Source organism: Pseudanabaena sp. FACHB-2040 (assembly GCF_014696715.1).
GTDB lineage: Bacteria > Cyanobacteriota > Cyanobacteriia > Phormidesmidales > Phormidesmidaceae > JACVSF01.
The window spans coordinates 1040580-1065728 of sequence record NZ_JACJQO010000005.1; the positions used below are offsets into that span (position 1 = coordinate 1040580).

Annotated in this window: 15 protein-coding genes; 10 read left to right on the forward strand and 5 right to left on the reverse strand. The window is 48.1% G+C overall.

The window, feature by feature from the left end; all coding sequences use genetic code 11:
• The first annotated feature begins 234 nt into the window (after positions 1-234).
• Both mutL and H6G13_RS08410 read left to right on the forward strand, forming a co-directional pair.
• Positions 235-1962 carry a DNA mismatch repair endonuclease MutL gene (mutL, locus tag H6G13_RS08405; protein ID WP_190482949.1) on the forward strand — a complete coding sequence of 576 codons (1728 nt, stop codon included), beginning with the start codon at positions 235-237 and terminating at the stop codon, positions 1960-1962.
• Between the two features lie 326 nt (positions 1963-2288).
• A complete protein-coding gene (locus H6G13_RS08410; RefSeq protein WP_190482675.1) occupies positions 2289-3671 on the forward strand; it encodes a proton extrusion protein PcxA in 1383 nt (460 codons plus the stop codon).
• Between the two features lie 37 nt (positions 3672-3708).
• Here H6G13_RS08410 and H6G13_RS08415 read toward each other — a convergent pair whose 3' ends face one another.
• Both H6G13_RS08415 and H6G13_RS08420 read right to left on the reverse strand, forming a co-directional pair.
• Positions 3709-4644, reverse strand: coding sequence for a glycosyltransferase family 2 protein (locus H6G13_RS08415; protein WP_190482676.1), 936 nt, complete (start codon positions 4642-4644; stop codon positions 3709-3711).
• Between the two features lie 154 nt (positions 4645-4798).
• Entirely contained in the window at positions 4799-5605 is an 807-nt protein-coding gene (locus tag H6G13_RS08420; protein ID WP_190482677.1) for a glycosyltransferase family 25 protein, read from the reverse strand.
• Between the two features lie 447 nt (positions 5606-6052).
• On the opposite strand from H6G13_RS08420, the gene H6G13_RS29380 reads away from it, so the two are divergent.
• The 7 genes from H6G13_RS29380 (at position 6053) to epsE (ending at position 17760) form a co-directional block, all read left to right on the forward strand.
• Positions 6053-7324 (forward strand): O-antigen ligase family protein, encoded by a 1272-nt coding sequence (locus tag H6G13_RS29380; RefSeq protein WP_190482678.1) that lies wholly within the window; start codon positions 6053-6055, stop codon positions 7322-7324.
• A 72-nt stretch (positions 7325-7396) separates the two neighbouring features.
• Positions 7397-8680 (forward strand): oligosaccharide flippase family protein, encoded by a 1284-nt coding sequence (locus H6G13_RS08430; protein WP_190482679.1) that lies wholly within the window; start codon positions 7397-7399, stop codon positions 8678-8680.
• Between the two features lie 118 nt (positions 8681-8798).
• On the forward strand, positions 8799-10124 hold the full coding sequence (locus tag H6G13_RS08435; protein WP_190482680.1) for a glycosyltransferase family 4 protein: 1326 nt from the start codon (positions 8799-8801) through the stop codon (positions 10122-10124).
• A 125-nt stretch (positions 10125-10249) separates the two neighbouring features.
• The gene (locus H6G13_RS08440) at positions 10250-12175 is read left to right on the forward strand and encodes a glycoside hydrolase family 9 protein (RefSeq protein ID WP_199305768.1); all 1926 of its coding nucleotides are present in this window, start codon (positions 10250-10252) and stop codon (positions 12173-12175) included.
• 926 nt (positions 12176-13101) lie between these two features.
• Positions 13102-14298 carry a glycosyltransferase family 61 protein gene (locus tag H6G13_RS08445; RefSeq protein WP_190482681.1) on the forward strand — a complete coding sequence of 399 codons (1197 nt, stop codon included), beginning with the start codon at positions 13102-13104 and terminating at the stop codon, positions 14296-14298.
• Positions 14299-14739: 441 nt separating this feature from the next.
• Entirely contained in the window at positions 14740-15684 is a 945-nt protein-coding gene (locus tag H6G13_RS08450) for a glycosyltransferase family A protein (protein ID WP_190482682.1), read from the forward strand.
• 768 nt (positions 15685-16452) lie between these two features.
• Entirely contained in the window at positions 16453-17760 is a 1308-nt protein-coding gene (gene epsE / locus H6G13_RS08455) for an exopolysaccharide biosynthesis GT4 family glycosyltransferase EpsE (RefSeq protein WP_190482683.1), read from the forward strand.
• 95 nt (positions 17761-17855) lie between these two features.
• Here epsE and acnA read toward each other — a convergent pair whose 3' ends face one another.
• The 3 genes from acnA to H6G13_RS08470 all read right to left on the reverse strand — a co-directional run bounded on the left by acnA (position 17856) and on the right by H6G13_RS08470 (position 23397).
• Positions 17856-20537 (reverse strand): aconitate hydratase AcnA, encoded by a 2682-nt coding sequence (gene acnA, locus H6G13_RS08460; protein WP_190482684.1) that lies wholly within the window; start codon positions 20535-20537, stop codon positions 17856-17858.
• A 170-nt stretch (positions 20538-20707) separates the two neighbouring features.
• Positions 20708-21694, reverse strand: coding sequence for an RsmB/NOP family class I SAM-dependent RNA methyltransferase (locus tag H6G13_RS08465; protein ID WP_190482685.1), 987 nt, complete (start codon positions 21692-21694; stop codon positions 20708-20710).
• Positions 21695-21705: 11 nt separating this feature from the next.
• Positions 21706-23397 (reverse strand): ATP-binding protein, encoded by a 1692-nt coding sequence (locus H6G13_RS08470; RefSeq protein WP_190482686.1) that lies wholly within the window; start codon positions 23395-23397, stop codon positions 21706-21708.
• Between the two features lie 247 nt (positions 23398-23644).
• On the opposite strand from H6G13_RS08470, the gene H6G13_RS08475 reads away from it, so the two are divergent.
• Positions 23645-25096, forward strand: coding sequence for a HAMP domain-containing sensor histidine kinase (locus tag H6G13_RS08475; RefSeq protein ID WP_190482687.1), 1452 nt, complete (start codon positions 23645-23647; stop codon positions 25094-25096).
• Positions 25097-25149: the final 53 nt, after the last annotated feature.

Sequence of the window (25149 nt, forward strand, 5' to 3'; positions counted from 1 at the left end):
GAAGATAAGCCCTGCTGTCGTCGGCATTCTACGAATGTCTACAGGGTGTGAGCTATCTATCAAAAGAGGGAGCGCGAAAGAGGAGCCCTCAAATCAGCCTTCCTCAACCAGTCAGTACAGAAGTATTGAGCTGAATGTTAGCCTGGTAGGCAAATCAACAATTCTTCCTTTGGCTTGCTGGTGTACTGATTTTTGTTCACTGGCCCAAGATTCTGATCAACTTCCATGTCTGGCATGACATCCCAAATTCAGTCCTTACCCATGGAGGTCATTTACCAGATTGCGGCTGGAGAAGTGATCGATTCTTTGGCGGCGGTGGTACGAGAACTGGTGGAGAATGCGCTAGATGCTCAGGCTACTCGAATCACCCTGGCCCTCTGGCCAGACCAAGGACAGGTGAGGGTAGCCGATGACGGCCTGGGCATGGCGCTAGCAGATCTGCAGCGGGCCGCCACGCCGCATAGCACCAGCAAAATTCGCTCCCAGGCCGACCTCTGGCAGATCAAAAGCCTGGGATTTCGAGGGCAGGCACTCCATAGCCTCTGCCAGGTGGGAGTTCTAGAAATCTGCAGTCGCCCCCAACTCGATTCTCAGGCCTCGGGCTGGCGCGTGAGCTATTCCAGCCAGGGCGAACCGCTGCAGGTAAAGACGGTTGCGATCGCACCTGGCACCATTGTCACCGTCTCTGATTTATTTGCCGCTTGGCCTGCCCGGCAACAGGCCTTGCCCTCTATTTCCCAGCAGCTCAGGGCGGTACAGCTCTGCCTGCAGCAAATGGCGCTGTGTCACCCCCAGGTAACCTTTCAAGCTGAGCTGAGGGGCAACGCTTGGTTTGCGATCGCGCCTGCAGCAACTGCCCGCGAACGTTTGCCGCAGATCCTCAAAACTTTGGTTCTGGCTGACCTACGGGACTTGGATCGCTCGGTTGACGCTTTACCTGTTGCCGAAAGCCCTACGCCGGAGGTTCTCGATGCTGCTCCATCTCATCTCGGATCGCTATACCTTCTAGCAGGACTGCCCGATCGCTGTCACAGGCAGCGGGCCGACTGGATCAAAATTGCGGTGAATGGGCGGCAGGTGCATTTGCCTGAGGTGGAGCAGGCCGTCATTCGGGCCTTCCGGTTCACCCTGCCGCGAGATCGCTATCCCATCTGCTTCATTCACCTCTATCCTCACCCCAATGCAGTTGACTGGAACCGGCATCCCGATAAATCAGCGATTTACCTACGCGCCCTTGATACCTGGAACCAAGCAGTTGCTCAGGCCATTACCGACCTGCTGCAGCTCAATCCTGAAAGCCTCTCTCAAACAGGTCAGCACCGTCGGGTGCAGCAGTTTCTCAAGGCGGCCGAGTCAGCAGGCCCGTACCCAGCCCCTTTATCTGAGGAGGCTGCAACAGCGCCCCCTGAAGCCAACCGATTGCCTTTGCTCAAAGCCGTTGCCCAGGTGCAAAATCGCTACATCCTGGCTGAACATCCTGGCGGTATTTGCCTAATTGAGCAGCATATTGCCCATGAACGCGTGCTGTACGAGCAGCTCGAACAAAAGTGGAGCCTGGTTCCTCTCAACTCCCCAATCATTCTGGAGCAGTTATCTCAGCCTCAGATCGAGAATCTGCAGCAGCTGCAGCTAGAGATTGCGCCCTTTGGTCCTCAGCTCTGGGCTATTCGCACTGTTCCTGCCCCCTTAGCCCAGCGGCAAGACTTAGCCAATGCCCTGCTAGAACTGAGTTTGAGCAACAGCTTTGATCAGGTATTAGTCGCGGTTGCCTGCCGTACCGCCATCCGCAACGGCACTCCACTTTCCCTAGAGACCCTGCAAACTCTCCTGCAAAATTGGCAAAACACTCGCAATCCCTACACCTGCCCGCATGGACGTCCAATCTGCCTTGCACTCGAAGAAACTAGCTTGGCCCGCTTCTTCAAACGCCATTGGGTCATTGGCAAAAGCCATGGTATCTAGCTCGACAGCCTCTTTACTGGCCCAGTTCTACGCTCCTGCCCAACAAATACCCTCGCGTTGTGGGAGGACGATCCCAAGTTCCACCCTGGCCTGTCCTAATAATTGCCCTACAATTTTGATTGCAGCAGTCGCACTACTCAGTCAAGCTGCACCATTTTTACTGCAGGGTGAGTAAAATCCCCCCACTACCTGCCCTGTCTTTTCTCAAGTCCTGCCAGAATGTATTCCGGTACGCCAATGCGATCGCGATACATCGCTCAAATTAAGCTATAGCAGCGCTTCCCGTTTCGACTTTAGTCCTAGGCCACCCACCCAAGTGTCTTCTGATGCAGATTCCAGGCTTTTTTCGACAAGGTCAGCAGTGGCTCATCAAAACTCCCGAGCGGGCACTCGATCAGGCTTACGAAGCTGCCCAGATGATTGACGCTCTTGAGAAAGAGTACTTTAGCGGTAATCCTATCGCCCCCCAATACGGCAACTATGGAGAGAGTGCCCAAGCATACTTTCAGGGTGAGCTCAAGAAATACCTGAAACTGATTCGGTTTCGATTGGTGGAATTTAGAGCCAGCAGCTCAATAGTGCGAGTGTCAGGCCCTAGGATCACAGAAATTCAGATCCCCTCTCCCGATCAAGACAACCTCACCATCGATCTCATTGACAAACCAGCTGTCTTCTTTCGTAAGCTGCGGTTCATTGACGATGTGCTGGCCCGCTACAAAACGCTCGAACCTCCTGCAGTAGAGCGCACCATTACCCTTTCCGAAGCAGAGAGCCAAACCCCTTTACGGCCCGTCAGTAACGTGAGCGCCTTACAGGCCGCCAACGGGCGCAACGGTAAACTGGCTCCGCCCAAGGCACCCTCAGAGGTAGCAGCAGGTCTAGAAGAAACACCCAATCGGGCTGATGCCCTTAGCGATCGCGCTAATGTCCTGCCTCGCTCTATCTTGCGCACCGTAGACCGCATTCGCCAAGACCTAGATCCGCAAGCGGAGCAGCAGGTAGTCAAAAACTTTCGCAGTTCCAAGGCTAAGACCACTACTGCAGTCAAATTTGTCCTGCTGCTGATCATCGTGCCTTTACTCACTCAGCAGTTCACTAAAAATTTCGTGGTTGGACCGATTGTGGATACGGTTCGCGATCGCACCCACGCCGAAGTCTTTCTCAATCTCGAAATGGAGGAAGAAGCCCTACACGAGCTGCAGCAGTTCGAGGAACGCTTGCGTTTCGAAGTTCTAATTGGCAAAGCAGCTCCCATGCCCGAACGAGAGATTGAAGCAACCGTTCGAGAAAAAGCGACTGAAATCGAGGAAGACTACCGTCACCGCAGCGCCGATGCCGTTAAAAACCTCTTTGCCGACATTGCAGCCGCCGGTGCGTTTGCTCTGCTGCTCATCTCCCGGAAGCAAGAAGTCAGCACCCTCAAAGGCTTTATGGACGAGATTGTCTATGGCCTTAGTGACAGCGCCAAAGCCTTCATTATCATCTTATTCACCGACATGTTTGTCGGCTTTCACTCCCCCCACGGATGGGAAGTTCTGCTAGAGGGTTTATCGCGCCATCTAGGGTTTGCCGCCAATCGAGAATTCATCTTCCTATTTATTGCGACTTTTCCCGTCATTCTCGATACGGTCTTTAAATACTGGATCTTCCGATATTTAAACCGTATCTCTCCTTCCGCAGTCGCTACTTATCGCAACATGAACGAGTAAAGGCGTGGCCATAAGCCTCGCTCTATCTTCGTTCACGCTAGTTATTCTGCATATTGTCCTGAGCATACTCCTGATAGTTTTTGCCTAGCAGTCCTGAAAAACTACCTAGACCGCGACAAATCAATAAAAAGGAGGACACAAGCCTATGTTTTCCCAAAAACACAGAAAATGGAATATAAAAAGAACCCATAACAATTAAAATTGTTGCTTTTACAATCCGCATAATCCGAACACTGATGGAAGGGTAGAGAATGCTCTCGCACAAGCTATGGGAAGCCCAGGTGCGATACCCTCTCTTCAAAATCCAATTGGCAGTAGCTCGGCTCTCTGGGATTGTCTCATAAACAACAGCAGAGTCTGCCCAAACTATCTTATAGCCAGCTTTATAAGCCCGCATAAAGAAATCAGTGTCCTCTCCCCCAGTTAAAGCAAACTTATGATCAAATGCTCGTTCCATCTCCTTAAACAACTTGGTGCTAACCAAAGTATTATTTGTAAATGCAACCTTCAAGCTTTGGCCTTCAGAAAACTTTCTCGCCTGGAAATATTTCCCACGCAACACCCAGTTTGGAACAGACGTGGTTTCGAATCGAGGCTCCACTGGGCCGGTAACAATATCAGCTCCATATCTTTTCTGAGCTAGTAAGAGTTCCTCAAGCCAGTTTGAGGCAGGCACTTCATCATCATCGATAAAAACGACAAAATCCGCAGATGGATGACTACTCTCAATAGCTTTATTACGAGCGTAAGTTACGCCCTGACGAGGTTCTTCAAAACACTTGAGAGTCCACTTGAAGCTAGATTCAAACTCTTGACAGATTGCTTTGGCTTTACCCTGAGCCTCATTGTCAACAATAACAACTTCAATATTAGAAACTTCAGTTTTATCTAGAATTAGCTGATTAAGACCTATGAGCAGGCTCTTCAAGCCCTCAGGCCGCTTATAGGTTGACACACATATAGAAACAAACAAAACCGGCCTCCCCATAAAATCATGTGTTTTGGAATGAGCCTAGCACTTCTTGTATTTTTGAAGTTTGCGTTAGAGCCTATTTGCTAGCTGGCAGTCTAGAGCCTTGAGCTGCACAGGAGGTGTCAACTCAACCAATCTAATTTTTAGGTACTACTTAAATGTTAGAAAATCGACGTTTTACCTTTCTAAAAGCACTTACTAAGCTTGCAGGTATAGGTAATTTGTCAAGTCTAGATGGCGTAATATCACTGCGGGAACTGCGTTGCCCTCCTAAATTTGGGCAGGTAATTAAAGAGGTCACACCTGGAGTTTGATTCCTAAACAAATGGAGTACCGTATCGTAGTAAGCCCCATCGAGAACTAGGTGCCCTTCAGTGGTCGTGAACGGCTCTCTCTGGCGTCTCTCAAGAAAAGTTTCAAGAAACTGAATCAGTGGAGCAAGGCTTTCCCCTTTAACGCCATAGAAGTGAGAACCTGCTGGAGGTAGCGCACACTGCTTCAGAATAATAGGCTGATCCTCTGAGAGACCCTCCAAATCTTCACCATAATAGTCATCGTAGCTATATCCCTGATAGGGAAAGAATCCCAAATGAACAATAGACCAGTCTTGTTGAGACAGCAAATTAACTAAATAGGGTTCTGATTTTTTAAGATTTTTTGAAAAGGCAATGTCATCTTCAATTATTAGAACATTTGATAGCCCTTCTTGATTAGCTTGTTTGAGCACTGCCAAATGGCTTAGAAAGCATCCTAAGACCCCTATACTTGGAAATGCAAGGGAGTCTTCAGGACGAATAGCAGAGAAAATTTCTACCTTCCCCTTCTCTAAGGGCATATCAATAGAATCCAGTTCGTCAGCCACCTCAAGTCTGCGGTCTGCCCGTTCTGGAAGATTAATGATATAAGTTCTTTCGAAAAAGTCTTGAAGTCTATACGCTTTGCTGTTTACTGAAGTTATCATGGCTCACTCAAGACCAATTCTTTGACAACACCAGATAGTTTTACATTAATAGGGCTTTTAATAAGCTGTTTTCTTAAAAATGCCTTCAAAAAAGCGTACTCATCAGGGAGGCATGAGGGTAAACCCTCCTCAGAGTATATTGTTACGCACAGATTCAATGCAAGTAGGGCAGGCAGCGACACAGCAAAATTCATCTAGACTTAACACTTGCAAGTCAACACCTTAAAGGAAAAACATATTTACAATCATCGAGCCTAGGAGGCTTTTGTATAATTGTTCATGGTGCCACCAAACCTTGAGCAGGTATTTCTATATAAGTGAGGCTGTTCACGTCTGTGTAGGATCCATCAATAAGCAACTAGATCTTTACCTGCGAACAAATTCAACACTAAGTTGTAAATTCGTCCGGTCAGGTATTAATTGATACCATGCAAGAGGTGTTTTTAAGTGAAGAAGATCGCGCTTGAAAAAGGAATACTTTTGTTCGAGAAAGTGTTCTTTTTTATATGTGTTATGCACTATTCAGCGGCTATAGTTCCCCTACTGATCACAGGAGGAGCTAGTGAGGGAGACAATATCCCAATGACCAGTTTCAATTGGACTCCCAGCTCTTCTTTATATCTGTTAACCTATATTATTGCTTTTCTACTGTTAACTTTTCGGTGGAAGAAAGTTCTTTCTTCCATGCGAGTAAGGGACTTTCTGTTGCCACTTCTCGTGCTTTTCGCGCCACTGACGACCCTGTGGTCACTTACTCCCGGCGAAACCTTTTCATCAGCAGTTGCCCTCATAGGCACAACCGTTCTCGGCTTCTACTTTGCTAGTCGGTTCACTGTAAGGGAACAGCTTCGCCTCCTTGGTTGGTCCTTCGTTCTAATTCTTATTCTAAGCTTTTCATTTATCGTTCTCATGCCCCAATACGGGATTGAGCATGGAGTGCACGCAGGTGCCTTCCGAGGGGTATTCACTCACAAAAATACTTTTGGAAAGTTCCTAGTTCTCACCGTCATCTTATTTCTAACCCTTGTGCTGGTAGAAAAACCTAAAAACATAGCCGTTTTTAGGTTTGGTCTACTGATGAGCTTCATTTTTCTGCCACTATCGCGATCATCTAGTTCACTTCTGAACGCTTGCTTCTTGGCTGTTCTCGCATTTCTTCTGTATCGAATTTTACACTTCAAGGTTAAGGTTCTTATTCCTTCCGTTATTTTAATTATTTTATCAATTTGGGCATTCTCTTTTATATCCCAGGGAATTGCTGAAACGTTTGCCGGTTTCTTCGGCAAAGACCTGACGCTCACTGGAAGAACTGAGATTTGGGGAGCTGTTATCGAAAAGATTCAAGAACGTCCCCTACAGGGCTATGGATTTAGCTCATTCTGGGCTCAATCGCCGAGCAACATTTTGAGAACTTTTGGGTGGATGCCTCCGAATGCCCATAACGGCTTCCTAGATTTAGCCCTAGATCTAGGTGTTACTGGGCTTCTACTCTACTGCCTAATTTCTTTAAGGATTCTGGTTAAGTCTTTCTTCCTGTCTAGAAGGATCTATATTGACAGCGTTTCTTTCTGGCCGTTCATATTTTTTCTGTTCACACTTTTAACCAATTTGACTGAGAGCGGGTTATTTGGGCGTAATAGTATTTACCCTCTGCTCTTTATCAGTTTATACTTTTCGTTTTTCTACTTCCCCAAAGGTCCTGCTCTCACCTCCCAGTAGAGCGCTTTATCTCAGCATTTCCTAACCTCGGCTTCGAGGGATACTTTTTCAAGATGGAAGGTTGTAGAAACTTTGAACAAGATCAAGTCTATATTTCATGAGCTACGCCAAAAATCTTTGGTTAGAGATAGCTTTTGGATGTTACTGTCGCAATGCTTTAGCATTGTTTTTCAGACATTCTATTTTGTTTTACTAGCAAGAACCCTGGGTGCTCAAGAATATGGAGCCTTTGTTGGAGCTCTTAGTCTCGCGAGCATTATTACTCCATTTTCAGGATGGGGTGGGCCGCACATAATATTTAAGCATGTCTCAAAAGACAGAAATCTATTAAATGTCTACCTAGGAAATGCCCTTATCCTAATTGCCGCCTCGGCTCCTTTGCTGACTATTTTAGCTCTCTTATTTTCTCCAATTATATTTTCAGGCAAAGTACCTTTAATTGTCGTACTTTGCACCTTTGTAGCTGACTTAATTGGATTAAAGCTGATTGAGGCATCTACAGCATCATTGATGTCTACTGATTCAGCAAAGTATGCTGCTCTAATAGGGATTCTACTACACGGTTCTAAATTCAGCGCGGCTCTAATTTTCAGTTTTCTATTTTCGAACCATACCGTCACCACCTGGGCGCTCCTTTATTGCTCAGCTTCTTTGTTTGCCGCTCTAGTAGCCATCTCAGTAGTTATTAAGAGATTGGGCTTTCCGAAGTTTCGGGTTAATACCCTAAAGCCGGAGTTGCTAGAAGGATTCTACTTCTCAATTAGTGGCTTTTCAGACAGTATTAACGGCAGCTTAGATCAGACAATGCTAGCCAGCATATCAACACTAAAGGCCGCAGGAATTTACAATGCTGCGGCGCGATTTATTGGTATGGCAATGGTTTTCATGATTTCTTTTGCAGGAGCTTCTTACTCCAAATTCTTTCAGCATGGTGCAGCTGGTATTAATGGAAGCTGGCGTTTTGCCAGAAAATTACTGCCGCTAGCCTTTGGCTATGGAATACTTATCTTTTTTGTGTTCATCTTTGCCGCGCCATTTATTCCTTATTTGCTAGGTGAAAGTTTTGAAGAGGCAGTTCCTATATTGCGCTGGTTTGCACCTCTTATCTTAATGATCGCGCTGAGCTATTTAGCATCGGATTCATTGACTGGTGCAGGTTTCCAAGGGGTAAGAAGTAGCATCCAAGTATCATCTGCTCTACTCAACTTTTTTCTGAATTTATGGTTGATTCCTCGGTACTCGGTTTATGGAGCAGTATGGGCTACGTTGGCAACTGAGTTGGCTAAGTTAGTCGGTCTTTACACGACAGTGTTCATTCTAAACCGTCGACAGATAGCAAAAAGCAGTAGTCTTTAAGATAGCCGAATTTGTGAAGCCAGGTAGACAAGTCTCTCTTAAATTCTATAATCTGAGAAAGTTTAGAGTACACAATGCAGTTTAACCAACGTTTGGGTAAGTTTGAAGGACTCTAAATATGGCTGAGAAAAAGTTAAAAGCTTTACTAATTGTTGAAAGTTGTAACCCGGATTGGGCGGCAGTCCATTCAGTTGGATATGGATTCTATTCTGGAATCAAAAACTTTGTAGATGTAACACTCATTACTCACGAAAGAAATAAAGAAGCGCTGCAAAAGGCTTTCCCTGATGAAAATAACATTGTCTATGTTTCTGACAGCAATTTAACTAAGCGCTATCTCAAGTTTGTAGATGCCGTTACAAAGTTTGGCGAATTAACAATTTGGCCGCTTTATAACGCCCTGATATATCCAGCTTATGAGGAATTTAATAACACAGCCTTCAACTTGTTTGGTGATGCTGTTCTAAACGGGGAATTTGATATTGTTCATGCTATTACTCCGGTAATACCACGCTACCCAGTTAAGATAGTTGACGTTTGCCAAAAGACGCCATTCTTCATTGGTCCCTTAAACGGAGGGCTGCCATTTCCACCAGGCTTTCAGGAAATATCTAGGAAAGAGTTTTCCTTCTTCAACTTCTTACGGACTGTTGGTCGCTTAACGATTCCAGGTTATCGAAAAACTTACAAAAAAGCCGACAAAATTCTGTCCGGTTCGCTTTATACATTGAACTGGATTAAGGAGTATTTCTCTATTGAGGATGAGCGCATTGGGCTCATACATGAGAATGGAATTGACCCCTCATTTCTAAAGGGCCGTGCAAAGGCAGAAGAACAAAGGAACCCAGGGAAACAGCACCTAGAACTACTTTTTGTGGGTCGCCTTGTTCCTTATAAGGGAGCAGACATGCTCATTGAGGCAATAAACAACTTACAACCTAGTATGAGGGAAAGGGTTCGGCTGACTATTGTAGGAGATGGTATTGAGCGAGATTCCCTTGATCAAAAGATTCTCGCTTACAACCTACAGGACAAAGTCTCTATAACTGGGTGGATTCCGAAGCAAGAGACTTTGCAATACTACAGCAAGGCGGACGTATTTTGCTTTCCATCTATAAGAGAATTTGGTGGCGCTGTTGTTTTAGAAGCTATGGCTAATGGCTTGCCCTGTATTGTCATAGATTATGGCGGTATTGGAGAGTATGTCACAGAAGGAACTGGCTTCAAAATTCCTCCAGTTTCTAAAGAGTATGTAGTCGAACAGCTCAAACATCACATCGAATGTTTGGCTGAAGATGAAAAGCTGCGTGATCAAATCTCACAGCAAGCTATTCAGCGTGCTCAAGAATACACTTGGGAAAATAAAGCTAGGCAAGTTGTTACTCTTTATGAAGAAACTCTCGGCTTGAAAAAAGAGGTAGTTAATGGAGCCAAAAACTCTTAACATCTTCAGCTCTGAAAATTCTTCTGATGTGGCAATAAGCCAAGTTATTCTTGGCAAACTAATTTTGGCACGTAGTCTTTAGTTTTGTATGGGCAAACATTGGCATAAGCTGTTTGCTTTAAGTTGTGGCCACACTGCTTGTATTCGTAACTGTAGGCGGTTGCCCAGCCAAATTAATGCTACCTATAAATATGCTTCGCATACCCAAAATTCATAGAAGGTTTCTTCTATATTGCAGCGTATTTTTAATAACGCTGTTAGTTTCTTGTTTAAGCTCTTTCCAGTCATCAAACATAGCTGCGGTCGAACCTGATATCTTTGTAGATCAGTTTGGCTATCGGCCCCAGGATCATAAAGTTGCTGTCATTAAGCTGGAGGTAGAGGATGCTTCTCAGACTCCAGAGGCTAGCCAAAGTTTTAACGTTCAAGATGTAAAAACGAGAAAAATAGTTTATTCGGGAAATGCGACTTTGTGGAATCAAGGCAAAGTCCATTCTCAATCAGGGGATATTACTGAGTGGTTTGATTTTTCGGCAGTGACTGAACCAGGCGAGTATATCATTGTCTCTCCACAAGGTAAAAGGTCCTTCCCATTTGAAATATCGGAGGACGTTTACCGTAAAGTACTTGTTGCTGCGACGCGCATGTACTTTTATCAGCGGAGCGGCTATGCTAAAAAACCTCCCTATGCAGATTCAAGATGGCAGGATGAAGCAGCATTTTTGGGACCTCGGCAGGACACTGAGGCTAGATATGTCAATGATAGGGAGAATGCTGCTTCAGCACGTGACATGCAGGGAGGATGGTTCGATGCTGGCGACACGAATAAATATGTAACTTTTGCAACCTCTCCTGTTCATCAGTTACTCCTTGCTTATTCTCAAAATCCTGCCGTTTGGACGGATGACTTTAACATTCCGGAATCCGGTAACAAGATTCCAGATCTTCTAGACGAGATTCTGGTCGAGTTGGATTGGTTGAAACGAATGCAGGATGAGGATGGTGGCGTATTTATTAAGCTAGGAACATTAGATTACAGTTCCAATGAGAGACCAAGCTTAGATCGTCGACCGAGGTTTTACGGGTCTAAATGCTCTTCTTCTACCATTGCTGCAGCAAGCATGTATGGCCATGCGGCATTAGTTCTTGAAGATTTTTCTGAACTGGCAGAATATGCGGATGATTTAAAGTTGCGGGCAGGTAAAGCTTGGAACTGGTTTAAGTCTCATCCTATCGAAGACAATTGCGACACTCAGGAAATTAAGTCTGGCGATGCGGATACCCCTGCTGGCGAACAGGTCGCTAACGCTGTTGTTGCAGCAGTTTATCTCTTTGCCCTTACGGGAGAAGAGCAGTATACAAGCTATATCCAGGAAAATCTCGACAGTACAATCCCCTTTTCGGAAGACGTTTGGGCACGGTATGCGGCTCACCAAGGAGACGCTTTATTGTTTTACACCCAATTGCCTAACGCTCAACCAGATTTGCGAGACCGTATTCTTGAGCGGGCCAGATCGCTTGTTCGAACAAATGCTGGGGCTTATGGAGATTCGGGTCAATTAGATCCCTATCGGGCGTACATGCCTGATGACCAGTACCACTGGGGTAGCAATGCTGTAAAAGCAAACTATGGGAACACAAACTACGATGTCACTCTTTATCGGCTTACTGATAATGATTTGAGAGCTTATGAGGCTCGGGCTCTTGATACACTGCACTATTTCCACGGAGTCAACCCTCTTGGACTGGTGTATTTGACAAACATGTATGAGTACGGAGCCGAGTATTCTGCAAACGAGATGTGGCATGAATGGTTTGGGCAGGGCATCTATAAAAATGCTTTGAGTTCTTCTGTAGGTCCTGCACCTGCCTATTTAACAGGCGGCCCCAACAAGCACTACACGGGCTCAGCCCCTATCAAAGACAAACCTCCTATGAAGGTTTACTTAGATAGTAATGAATACGAATTCAGTATGTGGGAAATCACAGAGCCTAGTATTGGATATCAAAGCGCTTATATTAAACTGTTGTCCAAGTTTCTGGAAAAGTAAGCTGTAGTCTGAGAGAGTTTTGCTTATAGGGTAAAGGCAAAGCAGCTTCCCTCAAGAATCACTGGAGCTGTGACCACAGAAATATGTGGTTTTATCCGGATGCCTTCTATTCCCACAGTTTTCCCTTAGTCTAGATTCCTGAGCGCAAACTGAAGCAACTCAAGCAGGCTTATACGCCTCGAGAATAGCTGCAATTCAACAACGATCGGTGACGTTACTCTCCAGGCTACGCACATAATCTCTGGTGTTGCTCAAGTTGCTATAAAAAGATTTTGTGAAGAAATTAAGATTCTAACCAACGTTCCCCAAGTTAGCGAAACAACTAAAAATCTCCAAGGTTTGCATTGTCTGAAAGCCTTGAAAAAAGAGGATCGAGCCGTGTGATCGTTGGCTTGATATGTTTCGGCTTGTTAAGATTGCTACCTTTACTAGAAAATTGACTCGTGCTAAAGCTCCCTTGATACGAGGCCTTTGGGAATTAGTCCAAACAACTCATATAAAAAAAGAATTGTCAATCCGTGGAATATCCATAGAGAAAACCTATGAAGAAATTATGGCTCTAACGAGGTTTTATAGAAAAGAATTTAAAAATACAATAATGAAATCGACCTAAAGGATTACTTTTAGAGCCTTTAGGCAATAATGGTGTTACTCCTGATGGAGTTTGGGTAAGCAATAGCAAGGCATGCTGTTGCTTATGCTCCTATAGCAATTCTTAATTTCCTAAAGTACAGGGTGACTTGTACTTCAAGAGGCTAGGAAGCGCTGTAATGTGTCAGGAAAAATTCAAGCATTAATCTACAACTTATAGTGGGGCAGGTCTTTCAGATGCCATTTCCTGAAAGACCTGCCGTGAGTAGTTTTGCATAGCTTAGTGGTTCCTTTAAGCCTTCTTAAAAGGGTTATAACCCAAAGGATCATTGTTCATGAAAAGAAAACAGTTATCGCGCTTGTTTCACCGGATAAAAATTACTTCTGGACAGCTTTCTTATCCTTTTTTTGATGCCCTGTATAGATTTCGAATGGGCTCTGCTTCAAGGCTGCGTCAAGTTCTCTTAAGTCCACAGGCATCACCTGACTGCAAAAGCTCACTCTTGCTTTATCCAACTCCTCTGTCAATTCGCGAGCCGGAATACTTTGCACCTGGCCCGATAGAAAAAGAGTATTTAAAGAAGTTTAGGGTTCCTAGACGGGGTGGAGAGAGAGTTACTTGCCCGGCAGGAGTTATATCTGCTAGGGATGTAAATGTATCTCTGCCAGTAGGAATGCATCTGTGCAACGGCAGGGTGTTTGATGAAGCTCTTCTCGATCCAGTATTGCTGACTAACCCGAAGTATGTTCTTGATCTGGAAAAAATATCCTTCAAAAAGAAGATAAGGATTACTGAGCCAGTCGTCTTTCTATCTATGCCCTGGCACCACAATCTTTATCACTGGCTCATCGAGATCCTTCCTAGGCTGTTCTTATATGACCAATCCACAGACATTAACCATTTGCGGATTGTCATGCCCAGCTCGGTTCCAGGATTTATCAGAGATAGCCTTGCATTAGCAGGATATCTCGACAAGATTCTGTTTTTAGATGACGGAGTTTATCAATTTGAGGAACTGCATCTTTTAAGTAGACTCTCTCCATCTAGTATGCCTTCGCCCATTGCAATTAAATGGCTTAATGAAAATCTAGCTGAACCAAAAAGTTCTCGGAAGAGACGAACTTATGTTTCACGCGCAGATGCAAAATATCGCTTTGTTACCAATGAATTAGAAGTTCAGGAACTGTTATCTGAATTTGGGTTTGAGACCGTTGTATTGAGCGAATATACGCTTGAAGAAAAAATCCAAATTTTCCGGGAATCCGAGATGGTGCTAGGCAGTTCAGGAGCAGGTTTTTCGGGAATTGCCTTTATGGAACCAGGATCACTGTTCCTAGAGTTCTTTTCAGAAGGGCACTATGCTGACTGTTTTTACAATATGGCCAACCTAAAGAACCTAAAATATGGATTTTTAGTAGGCAAGAAGGATGGTCTTGGATTCTCTGTAGATACATCGCAACTGAGGATGGTTGTGGAGCAGGCTGTCAGGGATGGTCTTGTGAGTGAAGCTAGCCAAGAAGCGTCTCTTTAGGGCGCAGACAGAGGTTGACTGTTGATCTTTGATGTAGCTGTGAGCTGCAAGAAACTTCTATTTTGTCAAGCGTTGGGCTAATGGCTCTAGCCATGACGGCGTTACCTTATGAACTGCTGAAAATCTGAGTGTCTTGCTAAGCTCAAACTTTACTGGTGTGGGTATAGATGCGATCGCACCTACACCCACACCAGTTCCTTAACAGCCAGTAGACTGGACAAACAGCTAGTAGCTCTGTAAAGCTAGGGTGTGCGCTAATCGTTTTCACGAGGAGCCAGGCTGAAGATTTCACTGAGAGTGAATTTTACAGAATCACCTATAAAGATGAAGAAGGTAAGAAGAAGGCTACAGGCAGCTTCAATTCCTGAATCGCCATAGATAGCATAATTTATAAGCCTTCCTAGTTCCAAAACCCCTAGTCCCAAAATAAGAACTAATCAAATGGCAAACAATTGTCAGCCACGCGTTTTCATCGGGATGCCAGTTTACAATGGCGAGAAGCATATTCGTGAAACCATTGATTCGATCCTTAGTCAAACTTTTACAGATTTCCAGCTGCTAATTAGTGACAACGGATCGACTGATCAGACGGGTGAAATTTGCCGCGAGTATGCGGAACGCGATGAGCGTGTGGTTTATTGCCGCCAGAAGGAGAATCTGGGAATGGCAGGCAATTTCAATTATGTTGTACAGCCAAATGGCGCTGATTACTTCAAGTGGGCAGCACACGACGATACTCTAGAACCAGATTATCTACTTAAATGTGTTGAACTGCTTGACAGCAATCCATCCTTAGCGATGGCTCACTGTCTTACTAACAGAATCAGCGATGACAGTACTTGGCTAGAAATCTATAAGGATTTAGGCCTGAGTAGTTCTCGCGTTAGCGAACGCTTCTGGCGGGTTTTATGGACAGTTAATATCTATGAGATTTACGGTGTCATTCGGTCTGAGGCGATTGAAAAGACCAGACCTGTTGGCACGTTCTTTGGTTCTGAGAGAAATCGCCTAGCCGAAGTTCTCCTACAGGGCGATATTGGTTACTTGAAAGAAGCTCTGTTTTCCCGGCGTGATCATGAGAGCTCTTTAACTGCTCTACACCTTGATTCTAAGGAGAATGACAACTTCACTGCTATGCAGGAAGCTCATGCTCCAAAGGCAAAAATGTCTAGTATCCAAGTAGCTGTTCTTAAGCTCAACGAGTATTTTGAATCAATCTTTAGATTCCCCATGCCCTGGTCGGAGCGTATTTCCTGTGTGGGCATTCTCCTAGAGTGGAGCGTCAGGAGACTATTGGAAGGGTCTTCTGAAAAGTATCGGGTCAAGCTCTACTCCACAGCTGAAAGCATGATGAAGATTCCTGAGCCTAGCAAATTGAGCGCCTAAGCTGACGGAGTTTTAGCGCTTCTGGATTCTGAATGAATTGATAACAGCAGTAGGGATACGTCGTCGACCAGTAGCAATGATGAGTTACTAACCTAACTATCCCTGCATTGTTTAAGCCTCTATCTTGCCCCAGCTCTACTAGAGCTTTGGGCTTAAGATGGGGGCTTAAAACTACTTTTTACTTATTTTCTGCCTTTTGTAGTCATTTCAGAGATTGTAGCAGGCAGAATTTCTTATATGCTAGTGCTTACGGGCGAGGTCAAGCATATCTGGGCTGGCATATTTTAGAGGCTCGTAGATTCACTTGTACTCCCCTTATTAATCATGCTTTTAATCATTTCAAGTATTCCTCAGTTCGGCTGCTAGGGACACAAAGCCCTGATTCATGAAGGGTTCTAAAGCGCGAAGTGAATACAGAAGCAGACTACATCACGATCTGCTTTTTCTTACCAAGCAACCTCTTCAGTAAGCGTTAAGCGCTGCTTAAACCTTTCCTCTGACAGATTTTAATACTGAAGATGTTGAGTAAACTTTACGGGTACTTTTCCCCGTCGGTTCCGTAGGGTGAATTACCGAACTTGACTCTTTCCGGCCATCTTTCTTTGTTGTGCTCTTTGATTTGTTCTGAGGCAGCCAAGAAATCTCTATTCCTTCAGGGAACCTTTAGAGCCGTCTTTTAGGATGGCTAGTTCTTGAAGCAGATACGGGTTTTGGCCTTGTTTTGCGTTGAGCACTTCAAGATTTAAGACGTTTCGGCTTAGTTTAGATATGAAAACTCAAGAGAAAGTAGTTCGAGCTGAAGATTCCCTAGAAGGTGCCGCTCGTCTTCGTTCACCTAGTAGGTCTGCTGATAAAAGAATAGGCTATTTAATCCCTGAGTTTCCGGGTCAGACACATAACTTCTTCTGGCGGGAATCCCAGGCGCTCAAGGAAATTGGCCTAGAAACTGTTTTAATTTCAACCCGTAAGCCTCCTAAGGAAATCATGTCGGCTAGCTGGGCTGAACAGGCTCAGAAAAGGACAACTTATTTACTTCCTCTCTCCTGGTCAGAAATTATTCAGGTGTTGACCGTTGTCTTGTCTGCTGGCCCAAGGGCATGGTTGATGTGCACCAAGATGGTGCTTGATGCGTCTGATATGACTTCTCGGCAGAAGCTGCGGTTAATTTTGCTCATTCCCTTCGCTGCTAAGCTGGTGTGGCTTAGCCAAGAGCAGGATTGGTCGCACATTCACGTTCACTCCTGCGCGGATGCTGCCAATATCGCGATGCTCGCAACCTCTCTATCGAAGTCAAGGCTGACCTATAGCTTGACGCTTCACAACCCGCTTTGTGTGTATGGCCCAAATCAAGCCCAGAAGTGGGGCTTTTCAAAGTTTGCGGTTGTGATTACCCAGAAAATTTATCAGGAAGTGGTCAGTAGCCTTAGGAACTGTTTACCTCAAAAGATTGAGGTCTGTCCTATGGGAGTAGATCTGGCTAGTTTTAGAAGGGACTTAACGTATGCTCCCTACGATGGCTCCGATGCATTTCGTGTGTTTAGCTGTGGCCGATTGAATCCCTGCAAGGGATATGAGTACCTCATTCGTTCAATTAGTCTTCTCCGCAGCCAAGGACTGAATGTCAGGTTGGAGATTGCAGGAGAAGATGAGCAAGGAGGAGCTGGCTATCGACAGGAACTGGAAAGGCTGATTGGTGATCTGGATTTGCAGGACAGCGTCACCTTACTAGGCGCTGTTTCTGAAGAGGCTGTTAAACAGGGTCTCAAGAAAGCTCATGTTTTTGTCTTGGCTAGTTTGGAAGAGCCCCTTGGCGTTGCCACTATGGAAGCCATGGCCATGAATGTGCCTGTCGTAGTTACCAATGGTGGCGGTGTATCAGAGTTGGTAGACGATGGGCAGAATGGCATTTTAGTGCCTCCTGAAAATTCAGATGCGATCGCACAAGCCCTCCTCCGAATCTCGAAGAATCAAAGACTGGCGATTGAGCTAGGCCAGGCCGCCCGAGAAAAGGTGGTTCAGTCTTTTAGCTATCGCAGAAGTGCTCAGGCTATTGCTTCTATGCTCGAACAAGCCTAGCCGCTACAGCGGATCAAATCAGTGAAATCAAAAAGATGGCAGGGTTGTTCAAACCCTGCCATCTTTTTTGCTCTAGACAGATAATCTGGTGAAAATTAGGCGGCTAGAAGCTGTCGCAGCACGTAATGGAGAATGCCGCCATTACGGTAGTACTCGACTTCATCCAGGGTGTCTATGCGGCACACTAGAGGAACTTCTTCATGGCTGCCATCAGCCCGGTGGATTACCAGCGTGACGATCATACCTGGCTGGATGCCTTGGCTGAGGCCGGTAAGATCAAAGGTTTCACTGCCATCGAGATTGAGGGTGTTGCGATCGCACCCCTCCACAAACTGCAAGGGCAACAGCCCCATACCGACCAAGTTAGAGCGGTGAATACGCTCAAAACTCTCGGCAACTACCGCTTTGACGCCCAGCAAGCGGGTTCCCTTGGCAGCCCAATCGCGGGAAGACCCAGTACCGTACTCCTTGCCAGCAAAGACAATCAGCGGTGTCCCTTCAGCCTGGTACTGCATTGCTGCATCGTAGATGGACATTTCGGTGCCATCGGGCATGTGCTTGGTGACGCCACCTGAAGATCCTGGCACCATTTCATTGGTTAGCCGGATGTTGGCAAAGGTGCCACGCATCATCACTTCATGGTTGCCACGTCGAGATCCGTAGGAGTTGAAGTCAGCAGGCGTGACCTGGTTGCCAACCAGATAGCTGCCAGCCGGGCTGTCGGTTTTAATCGATCCGGCAGGCGAGATGTGATCGGTAGTGATGCTATCGCCCAAGATCGCCAGGGGACGAGCCCCCTCAATATCGGCAAAACTGTGACCGTTGACCTCGGAGCTCATGCCCTCGAAGTAAGGCGGGTTTTGGACATAGGTGCTGGAGCCTTCCCAGGTGTAGGTCTGGCTGTCGGCGGTGCCGATCTGCTGCCAGGCTGGGGTGCCGTCAAAGACATTGCCGTAGCGGCTGCGGAACATCTCAGGCGTTAGCGCTTCGGCCATTACGGACTTAATTTCTTCGGTAGAAGGCCAGATGTCTTTCAGGTAAACCGGACTGCCGCTGGAGTCTTGACCAATGGGATCATTTTTGAGGTCGATGGCTAGGTTGCCTGCGATCGCATAGGCCACCACTAACGGAGGCGATGCCAGGTAGTTAGCCTTTGTATGAGGGCTGACCCGTCCCTCAAAGTTGCGGTTGCCAGAGAGCACCGCTCCCACAACCAGATCCTTCTCATTGATGGCGCTGACGATGGGATCGGGCAGCGGCCCAGAGTTACCGATACACGTGGTGCAGCCGTAGCCCACCAGGTTAAAACCCAGAGCATCTAGGTCTTCCTGCAAGCCAGCTTTTTGCAGATAGTCAGACACAACCTGGCTGCCAGGGGCTAGAGACGTTTTTACCCAAGGCTTAACCGTTAGCCCTTTTTCTCGGGCCTTGCGGGCGACCAGACCAGCTCCAATCATGACTGAGGGGTTGGAGGTATTGGTGCAGCTAGTAATGGCAGCAATTACAACCGCTCCATCGGTTAAGTCATAGGAAGCATCGGGAACAGGAGCGGAGCGCTTTTCGCTGTAGGGCAAACTACTGAAGCTCGTGAAGTCTTTTTCTTTAAACTGGACCGCTAAGTCAGACAGCAGCACCCGGTCCTGGGGCCGCTTTGGCCCGGCTAGAGATGGCTCAACCGTACCCAGATCCAGTTCCAGCGAGTCGGTAAAGACAGGGTCAGGCATATTAGAGTAGCGCCACAGCCCTTGAGCCTTGGCATAGGCTTCTACCAGGGCCACTCGCTCTGGCTCACGCCCAGAGAACTCCAGATAGCGGATGGTTTCTTCATCCACGGGAAAGAAGCCGCAGGTAGCGCCATACTCAGGAGCCATGTTGCTGATCGTCGCCCGATCGGCCAAGGTCAGGTGGGCTAGCCCCTCGCCATAGAACTCAACGAATTTGCCTACTACTCCTTTCCGCCGCAGCATCTGCACTACGGTCAGCACTAGATCGGTGGCCGTCGCCCCTTCTGGGAGCTGGCCGGTCAGCTTAAAGCCCACCACTTCAGGGATTAGCATGGAGATGGGCTGGCCTAGCATAGCCGCTTCGGCTTCGATGCCGCCCACACCCCAACCCAGCACGGAGAGACCATTGACCATGGTGGTGTGGCTATCGGTGCCGACTAGCGTATCGGGGTAGGCAACGGTCTCACCGTTTTCCTCTTTAGTCCAAACGACCTGAGCCAAATATTCCAGGTTGACTTGGTGGCAAATGCCGGTGCCAGGGGGCACTACCCGGAAGTTGTCGAACGCTCTTTGGCCCCAGCGCAGGAAGGCATAGCGCTCGTGGTTGCGCTGAAACTCCATCTGAACGTTGGATTGAAAGGCGTTGGCACTGCCGAAGCTGTCTACCATCACCGAGTGGTCGATCACCAGATCCACAGGAGACAGGGGGTTAATCTTGTTGGGGTCGCCGCCTAGGTTGACGATCGCATCTCGCATAGCCGCCAAATCGACCACCGCTGGCACCCCGGTAAAGTCCTGCATCAGCACGCGGGCTGGACGGTAGGCGATCTCGCGATCGGAGGTGCGGGTCTGGAGCCAGGTTGCGATCGCACGCACATCATCAGCACTGACAGTCCGCCCGTCCTCGTAGCGCAGCAGGTTTTCTAGCAGCACCTTAAGACTATAGGGCAGGCGACTGACATCCCCCAGGGTCTTAGCCGCCTCTGGCAGACTATAGACGGTGTAAGTTTTGTCGGCAACGGTCAAGGTAGTTTTGGCGTTGAAACTGTTCACGGCAGTGTCTCTCCGAGGCTCTACGGGCGATTGACGAATGAAAAGAAGGGCTGTCGCTGGGCAGGCTAAATGTGTTGCGCTATGTTAACGATGCAATCTTACATCTTACCTAAAACTTCGCTGTAAGCTGGTTAGCCAATTCACAATTGGCAGTTCACAGTTGAGGGCACTCACCCATCACTTCTATTGTCCGCAGGACGACCCTCTGCTGTGTACAAGATCATGCCGTGTTGATCTAAAAAAGTTGGATTAGAAGCCAGCGGTTCAACCCCTGTATTACGAAACAGAGCGGTAAACGCGCCTGCCCCTAAACCCGACTGGGGCCAGAGCCGGTAGCAGGGCCAGTTTGCCAAATGGGACTGATACGATGCTAGTGAGCTCACCGCAACAGGTTTGAACTGGGGAAATTTGCTGAGAAACCACTCACACACCTGCTCATTTTCTTCAGGCGAAAACGTGCAGGTCATGTAGGCGAGATACCCCTGTCCGGCTACCACTTCAGCTGCATTAGCCAGAATCCGCTTTTGTCGATTGGCATTCTTGTTGAGGTTGACCGGATGAAAGCAGCCCAACGCCGTCTCTCCCTTAGCCAACAGCGATTGACCGCTGCAGGGCGCATCCACCAGCACTAGGTTGGCCGATCGAGGCATCTGCTCGGCAAAGACTGACGGATCGAGGTTAAACACCAGAGATGAGGTCGCCCCACACCGCTTTAAGTTAGAAATTAAGATTCTCACCCGCTTACGAATCACCTCATTGCACCAGAGATGGTCCGGCTGCAGCGCTTGCCAGGCAAAGAGGCTTTTGCCGCCAGGAGCCGCACACAGATCCAAAACGGTTGAAACTGGCTCAGCGATCCCAGCCAAAACCGTCGCCGCAAAAACAGAGGAGAAATCAAGACAGTAGAAGTAGCCTTCGCCATGCAGAGGATGCTGGCCGGGTCGAGTGGAGGGACTCAATCGATCTACCCAACCGGGCTGCCAGGACAGAGGAGCCTCCTTTGGGAACGGATCGACCTCAGGGCGCGAACGTGTCCACAGAATTGCGGACGCAAATTCTTGAGGCTGGATCAGGGCCTCAACAAAGGCATCTCGCTCGCCCGGTTCTGGAAATAGCCGCTGGCTCAGTTTGATCAGGAGGTTGGAAGGTTGCGCCACAGACTCCTCACCTAATCAATGCTGAAGCCGCGTACGGTTTCTGCCTTTTTGACTCCGGTAGCAACGGGAGCTTGCTCAATCTGGCGCGACTTAATCCGGTGGTTTTGAAAATGGCCCATCCACTCCTGGGGCGCATCCATCGTTTCGCCGCCATGCTTAGTCAGGCGCTTGCGGATTTGGCACAAGACTGGCGTGTTGACGCAGGCCCCCGAAATAATGACCTGACCTTTGGTCAGTGAAGGCAGTTCCTTAAGCAAGTCCCGGCCTGCTGCTTCAACGCCGTACTTCAGGCTCTCCTGATCCACTGGGTTAACAATCCGCATCAGAAACTGGCTCATGCACTGAGAGAGCACATCGGAGTCGAGCTTACCGGGGCGTTGGGTGATTAGGCCCACGCCCATGCCAAACTTACGGCCCTCGCTGAGAATGGTGCGGAGAATCATTTTGCAGCGGGAGGGTTCGTTGGCTGGGGCAAAGCGGTGGGCTTCTTCGATCAGAATGAAAACCGGATAGGGCAGGTAGTTTTCATCGTCGGCACTGATTTTGTCCCGGGCCGTGTTCATGCGGGCCTGATAGCTCTGGCGCAGCACCGCTGCACAGATCACCTGCTGTTCCTCCTGGCTAATCTCGTTCATTTGCAAAACCGTTACCCGGCCCGGCTCAAACAAATCCTTGGGAGCCAGGTGCTGCATCCGGTGAAAGTACTCGGAGCGCTCTAGCTTGCTGAGCTTCCACTCAATAGCAGGAGCCGAGGAGCCAGTTTTTTCATTGCCTTCTTCGTCGGTGCTGCGATCGCTTTCATACACCGCCGAAATCAAATCCTGCACATCCCAGCGATAGTCGCCCTTGCGGTGCTTCGTCAGCAGGCTAAAGGCCTTGTTGAGAATGGCCTGCTGGCGATCGCTCATGTCCGGCAGCAGGGTCAAAATATCGTAGTAGTCGAGGGAAGACATGCGAATGCGAATGTCTTCTGGCGTCAAGATCTTCACATCCGGACTATAGCCGTCCTCTGCCTCGAAGCTAGTATGCCCTCGCATGTCGGCTAGGGTACCGTACTCACCGTGGGGGTCGAAAATGAGGACGGCAGCGCGGTTGTAGGGCCGCATCAGTTCTTCAATCAGCACCCCTGCCGTATAGGACTTGCCGGAACCCGTCCCAGCTAGAATCGCCATGTGAGTGCTGACCAGTTCCTTCACGTCTAGGGCTATGGGAACGGCATTACCAGGGCGCAGCAGCAGGGAGCCAACATGGGCTGAGCCAACATCACCGGGCTGTTTTTTGTTGACTACATGGCGCAGCGTTTCATCATCGGTCAGGCAAACCTTCGCCCCCGGATCGGGCGTGATGCGCGGGTTGATGAAACCAAGGGCTGGGTGAAAGTAGCCGATGACATCGACGGTAACTTCGTAGATCTCGGGGTTGGGGTAGGCAAAGCCGACTAGGGCTGCGATCGCATCCGGGCTGATCTCGGTATCAGCAAAAATGCGATCAGGCAGGTGGTCGATTAGGCAGCGGTCGGAAATCTTGCCCAAGATTTGAGCCGTCTCGCCCAGATCTGGTAAGTCGATGCTGTAGTAGACAAATTCCCCAATTTTGACCTGCCGGTTGTTAGCCGTAATAAAAACGTATTGATTACCGTTTTCCCCCGGTCCTTTGACCGTGCCAATTACCGGGGATTCCTTCGGCTTTGCTGCCCGCGCCATAAGCTTCTCGGTGTGTGGAACGTCTAATACAAATGTCCTTGTGTCGTTTATAGCAGACCCCAGCTCTGCTGAACATCGCGGCTTAAAAACACTGGAGTAACAACTCTTGTCTAGTATTCCTCTATTTGGGGAGCAAAAGCCTTGTTCTGCCGTTCATTGATAGCAGAATTGCGGATTTGACTGAAGAGTCTTTAGGAAAAAGACTGGAGGATTCACGGATATCGACCGGGCTCTGGATGGATAGGCTATGGGTAGCAACGCCGCAGACTGGGGTCGTGGGCTGACGATCAAGAGCGCACCGCTAGAGGCTACTTGTCAACTCCTAATCGAGACTATGGTACTCAACAATTCTCTAATGCTGTTGGCTGTGCCCTCTTCAAAGGGTACCTCTGGTGCCGCCGGTTCTCTGCCCGAACAGCGAGTTGCTTCGTTAACGGACATGAATCTTCTCACCCGCACTCTCACCCATGCGCTTTATAGCGATAGTCCGCTGCCAGATCTGGCCTCGGGATTGGGCATTCAGCTAGCGGCAGATGCCTGTGTATTTATCGGACGGCACCTGCCCACAGGCAAGATTACCCTGACCCTTTGGCAGCCTCAGACCTTGGCCCAGGTTTGGCAATTTTGCCCAAACTTATCCGCTAGCCTAGAAGCTGCTCAGCTCGCTCTGAAACTGATTCGAGAAGCCTGTCGAGCTGCCGACGCCGAGTGGCAACAGGCTCTAGAACGCCTGCTCAGTCTAGGGAATGGTGGGGATTGGCTGAGGGAAATGAGATCGCACTACATCACCCCGATCAGAGCTTCGGCTGAAACCGAGGGAATTGTGCTGCTGCTGAGTCAAGAAGAGCATTCAGGGCGAACGCTCCATCCCGCCTTGGCCGAAGAGATCGGGGCTTTGGTGGCCCTAGCTTTTCACCAGCACCACCTGCACCAGCAGGCCCAACACAGCCTTGAGCAGCTGCGCTACCTCAACCAGCTCAAAGACGACTTTCTCAGCACCCTCAATCACGAACTGCGAACACCCTTGACTAGCATGATGCTGGCCATTCGGATGCTGCGGCGACCTGATCTAACGCCCGAGCGCAAAGCAATGTATCTAGACATTCTGGAGCAGCAGTGTTCGCGGGAGGTGACGCTGGTCAACGATCTGTTGGCCCTTCAGGCGATTGAATCGGGCAGCGCTCAGGTGACCCTGTCGCCTCTCAATCTGAACCACTTTTTGAGATCGCTGGCAACGGCGCAGCAAGACAGCTTCGACCAAGCCAATTTGAGCCTGCACCTGGAGTTGCCCCAGCGGTGGATCACCGTAGAAACAGAGGCTAACAACCTATCTCGAATCTTTCAGGAGCTGTTGAGCAATGCCCGCAAATATGCCGAGCCTGGAACCACCGTGATCCTTTCAGCTGACTCCAACTCAGCCGATCCTGATTCTGTAATCATCAGGCTGCAGAGTGAAGGAGCTGGTATTGAGCCAGCAGAGTTGCCCCACATCTTTGATAAATTTCGGCGTGGGCAGGGCGTTACTCAACGGGCAATTCCGGGAACAGGGACAGGTCTGGCTTTGGTCAAAGGGCTAGTGCAGCAAATACACGGCCAAATATCAGTTACCAGCCAGCCCACCGCTCAAAAAAACTGCTGGAAGACCTGCTTCACAATCTACCTACCGCACCATGCCGTCAAGTCCCTCGTCACAGGATAATTCACTAGATCTTGCAGTGATCTTTACAAGTTTGCTGCTATTCTGTTGCATGA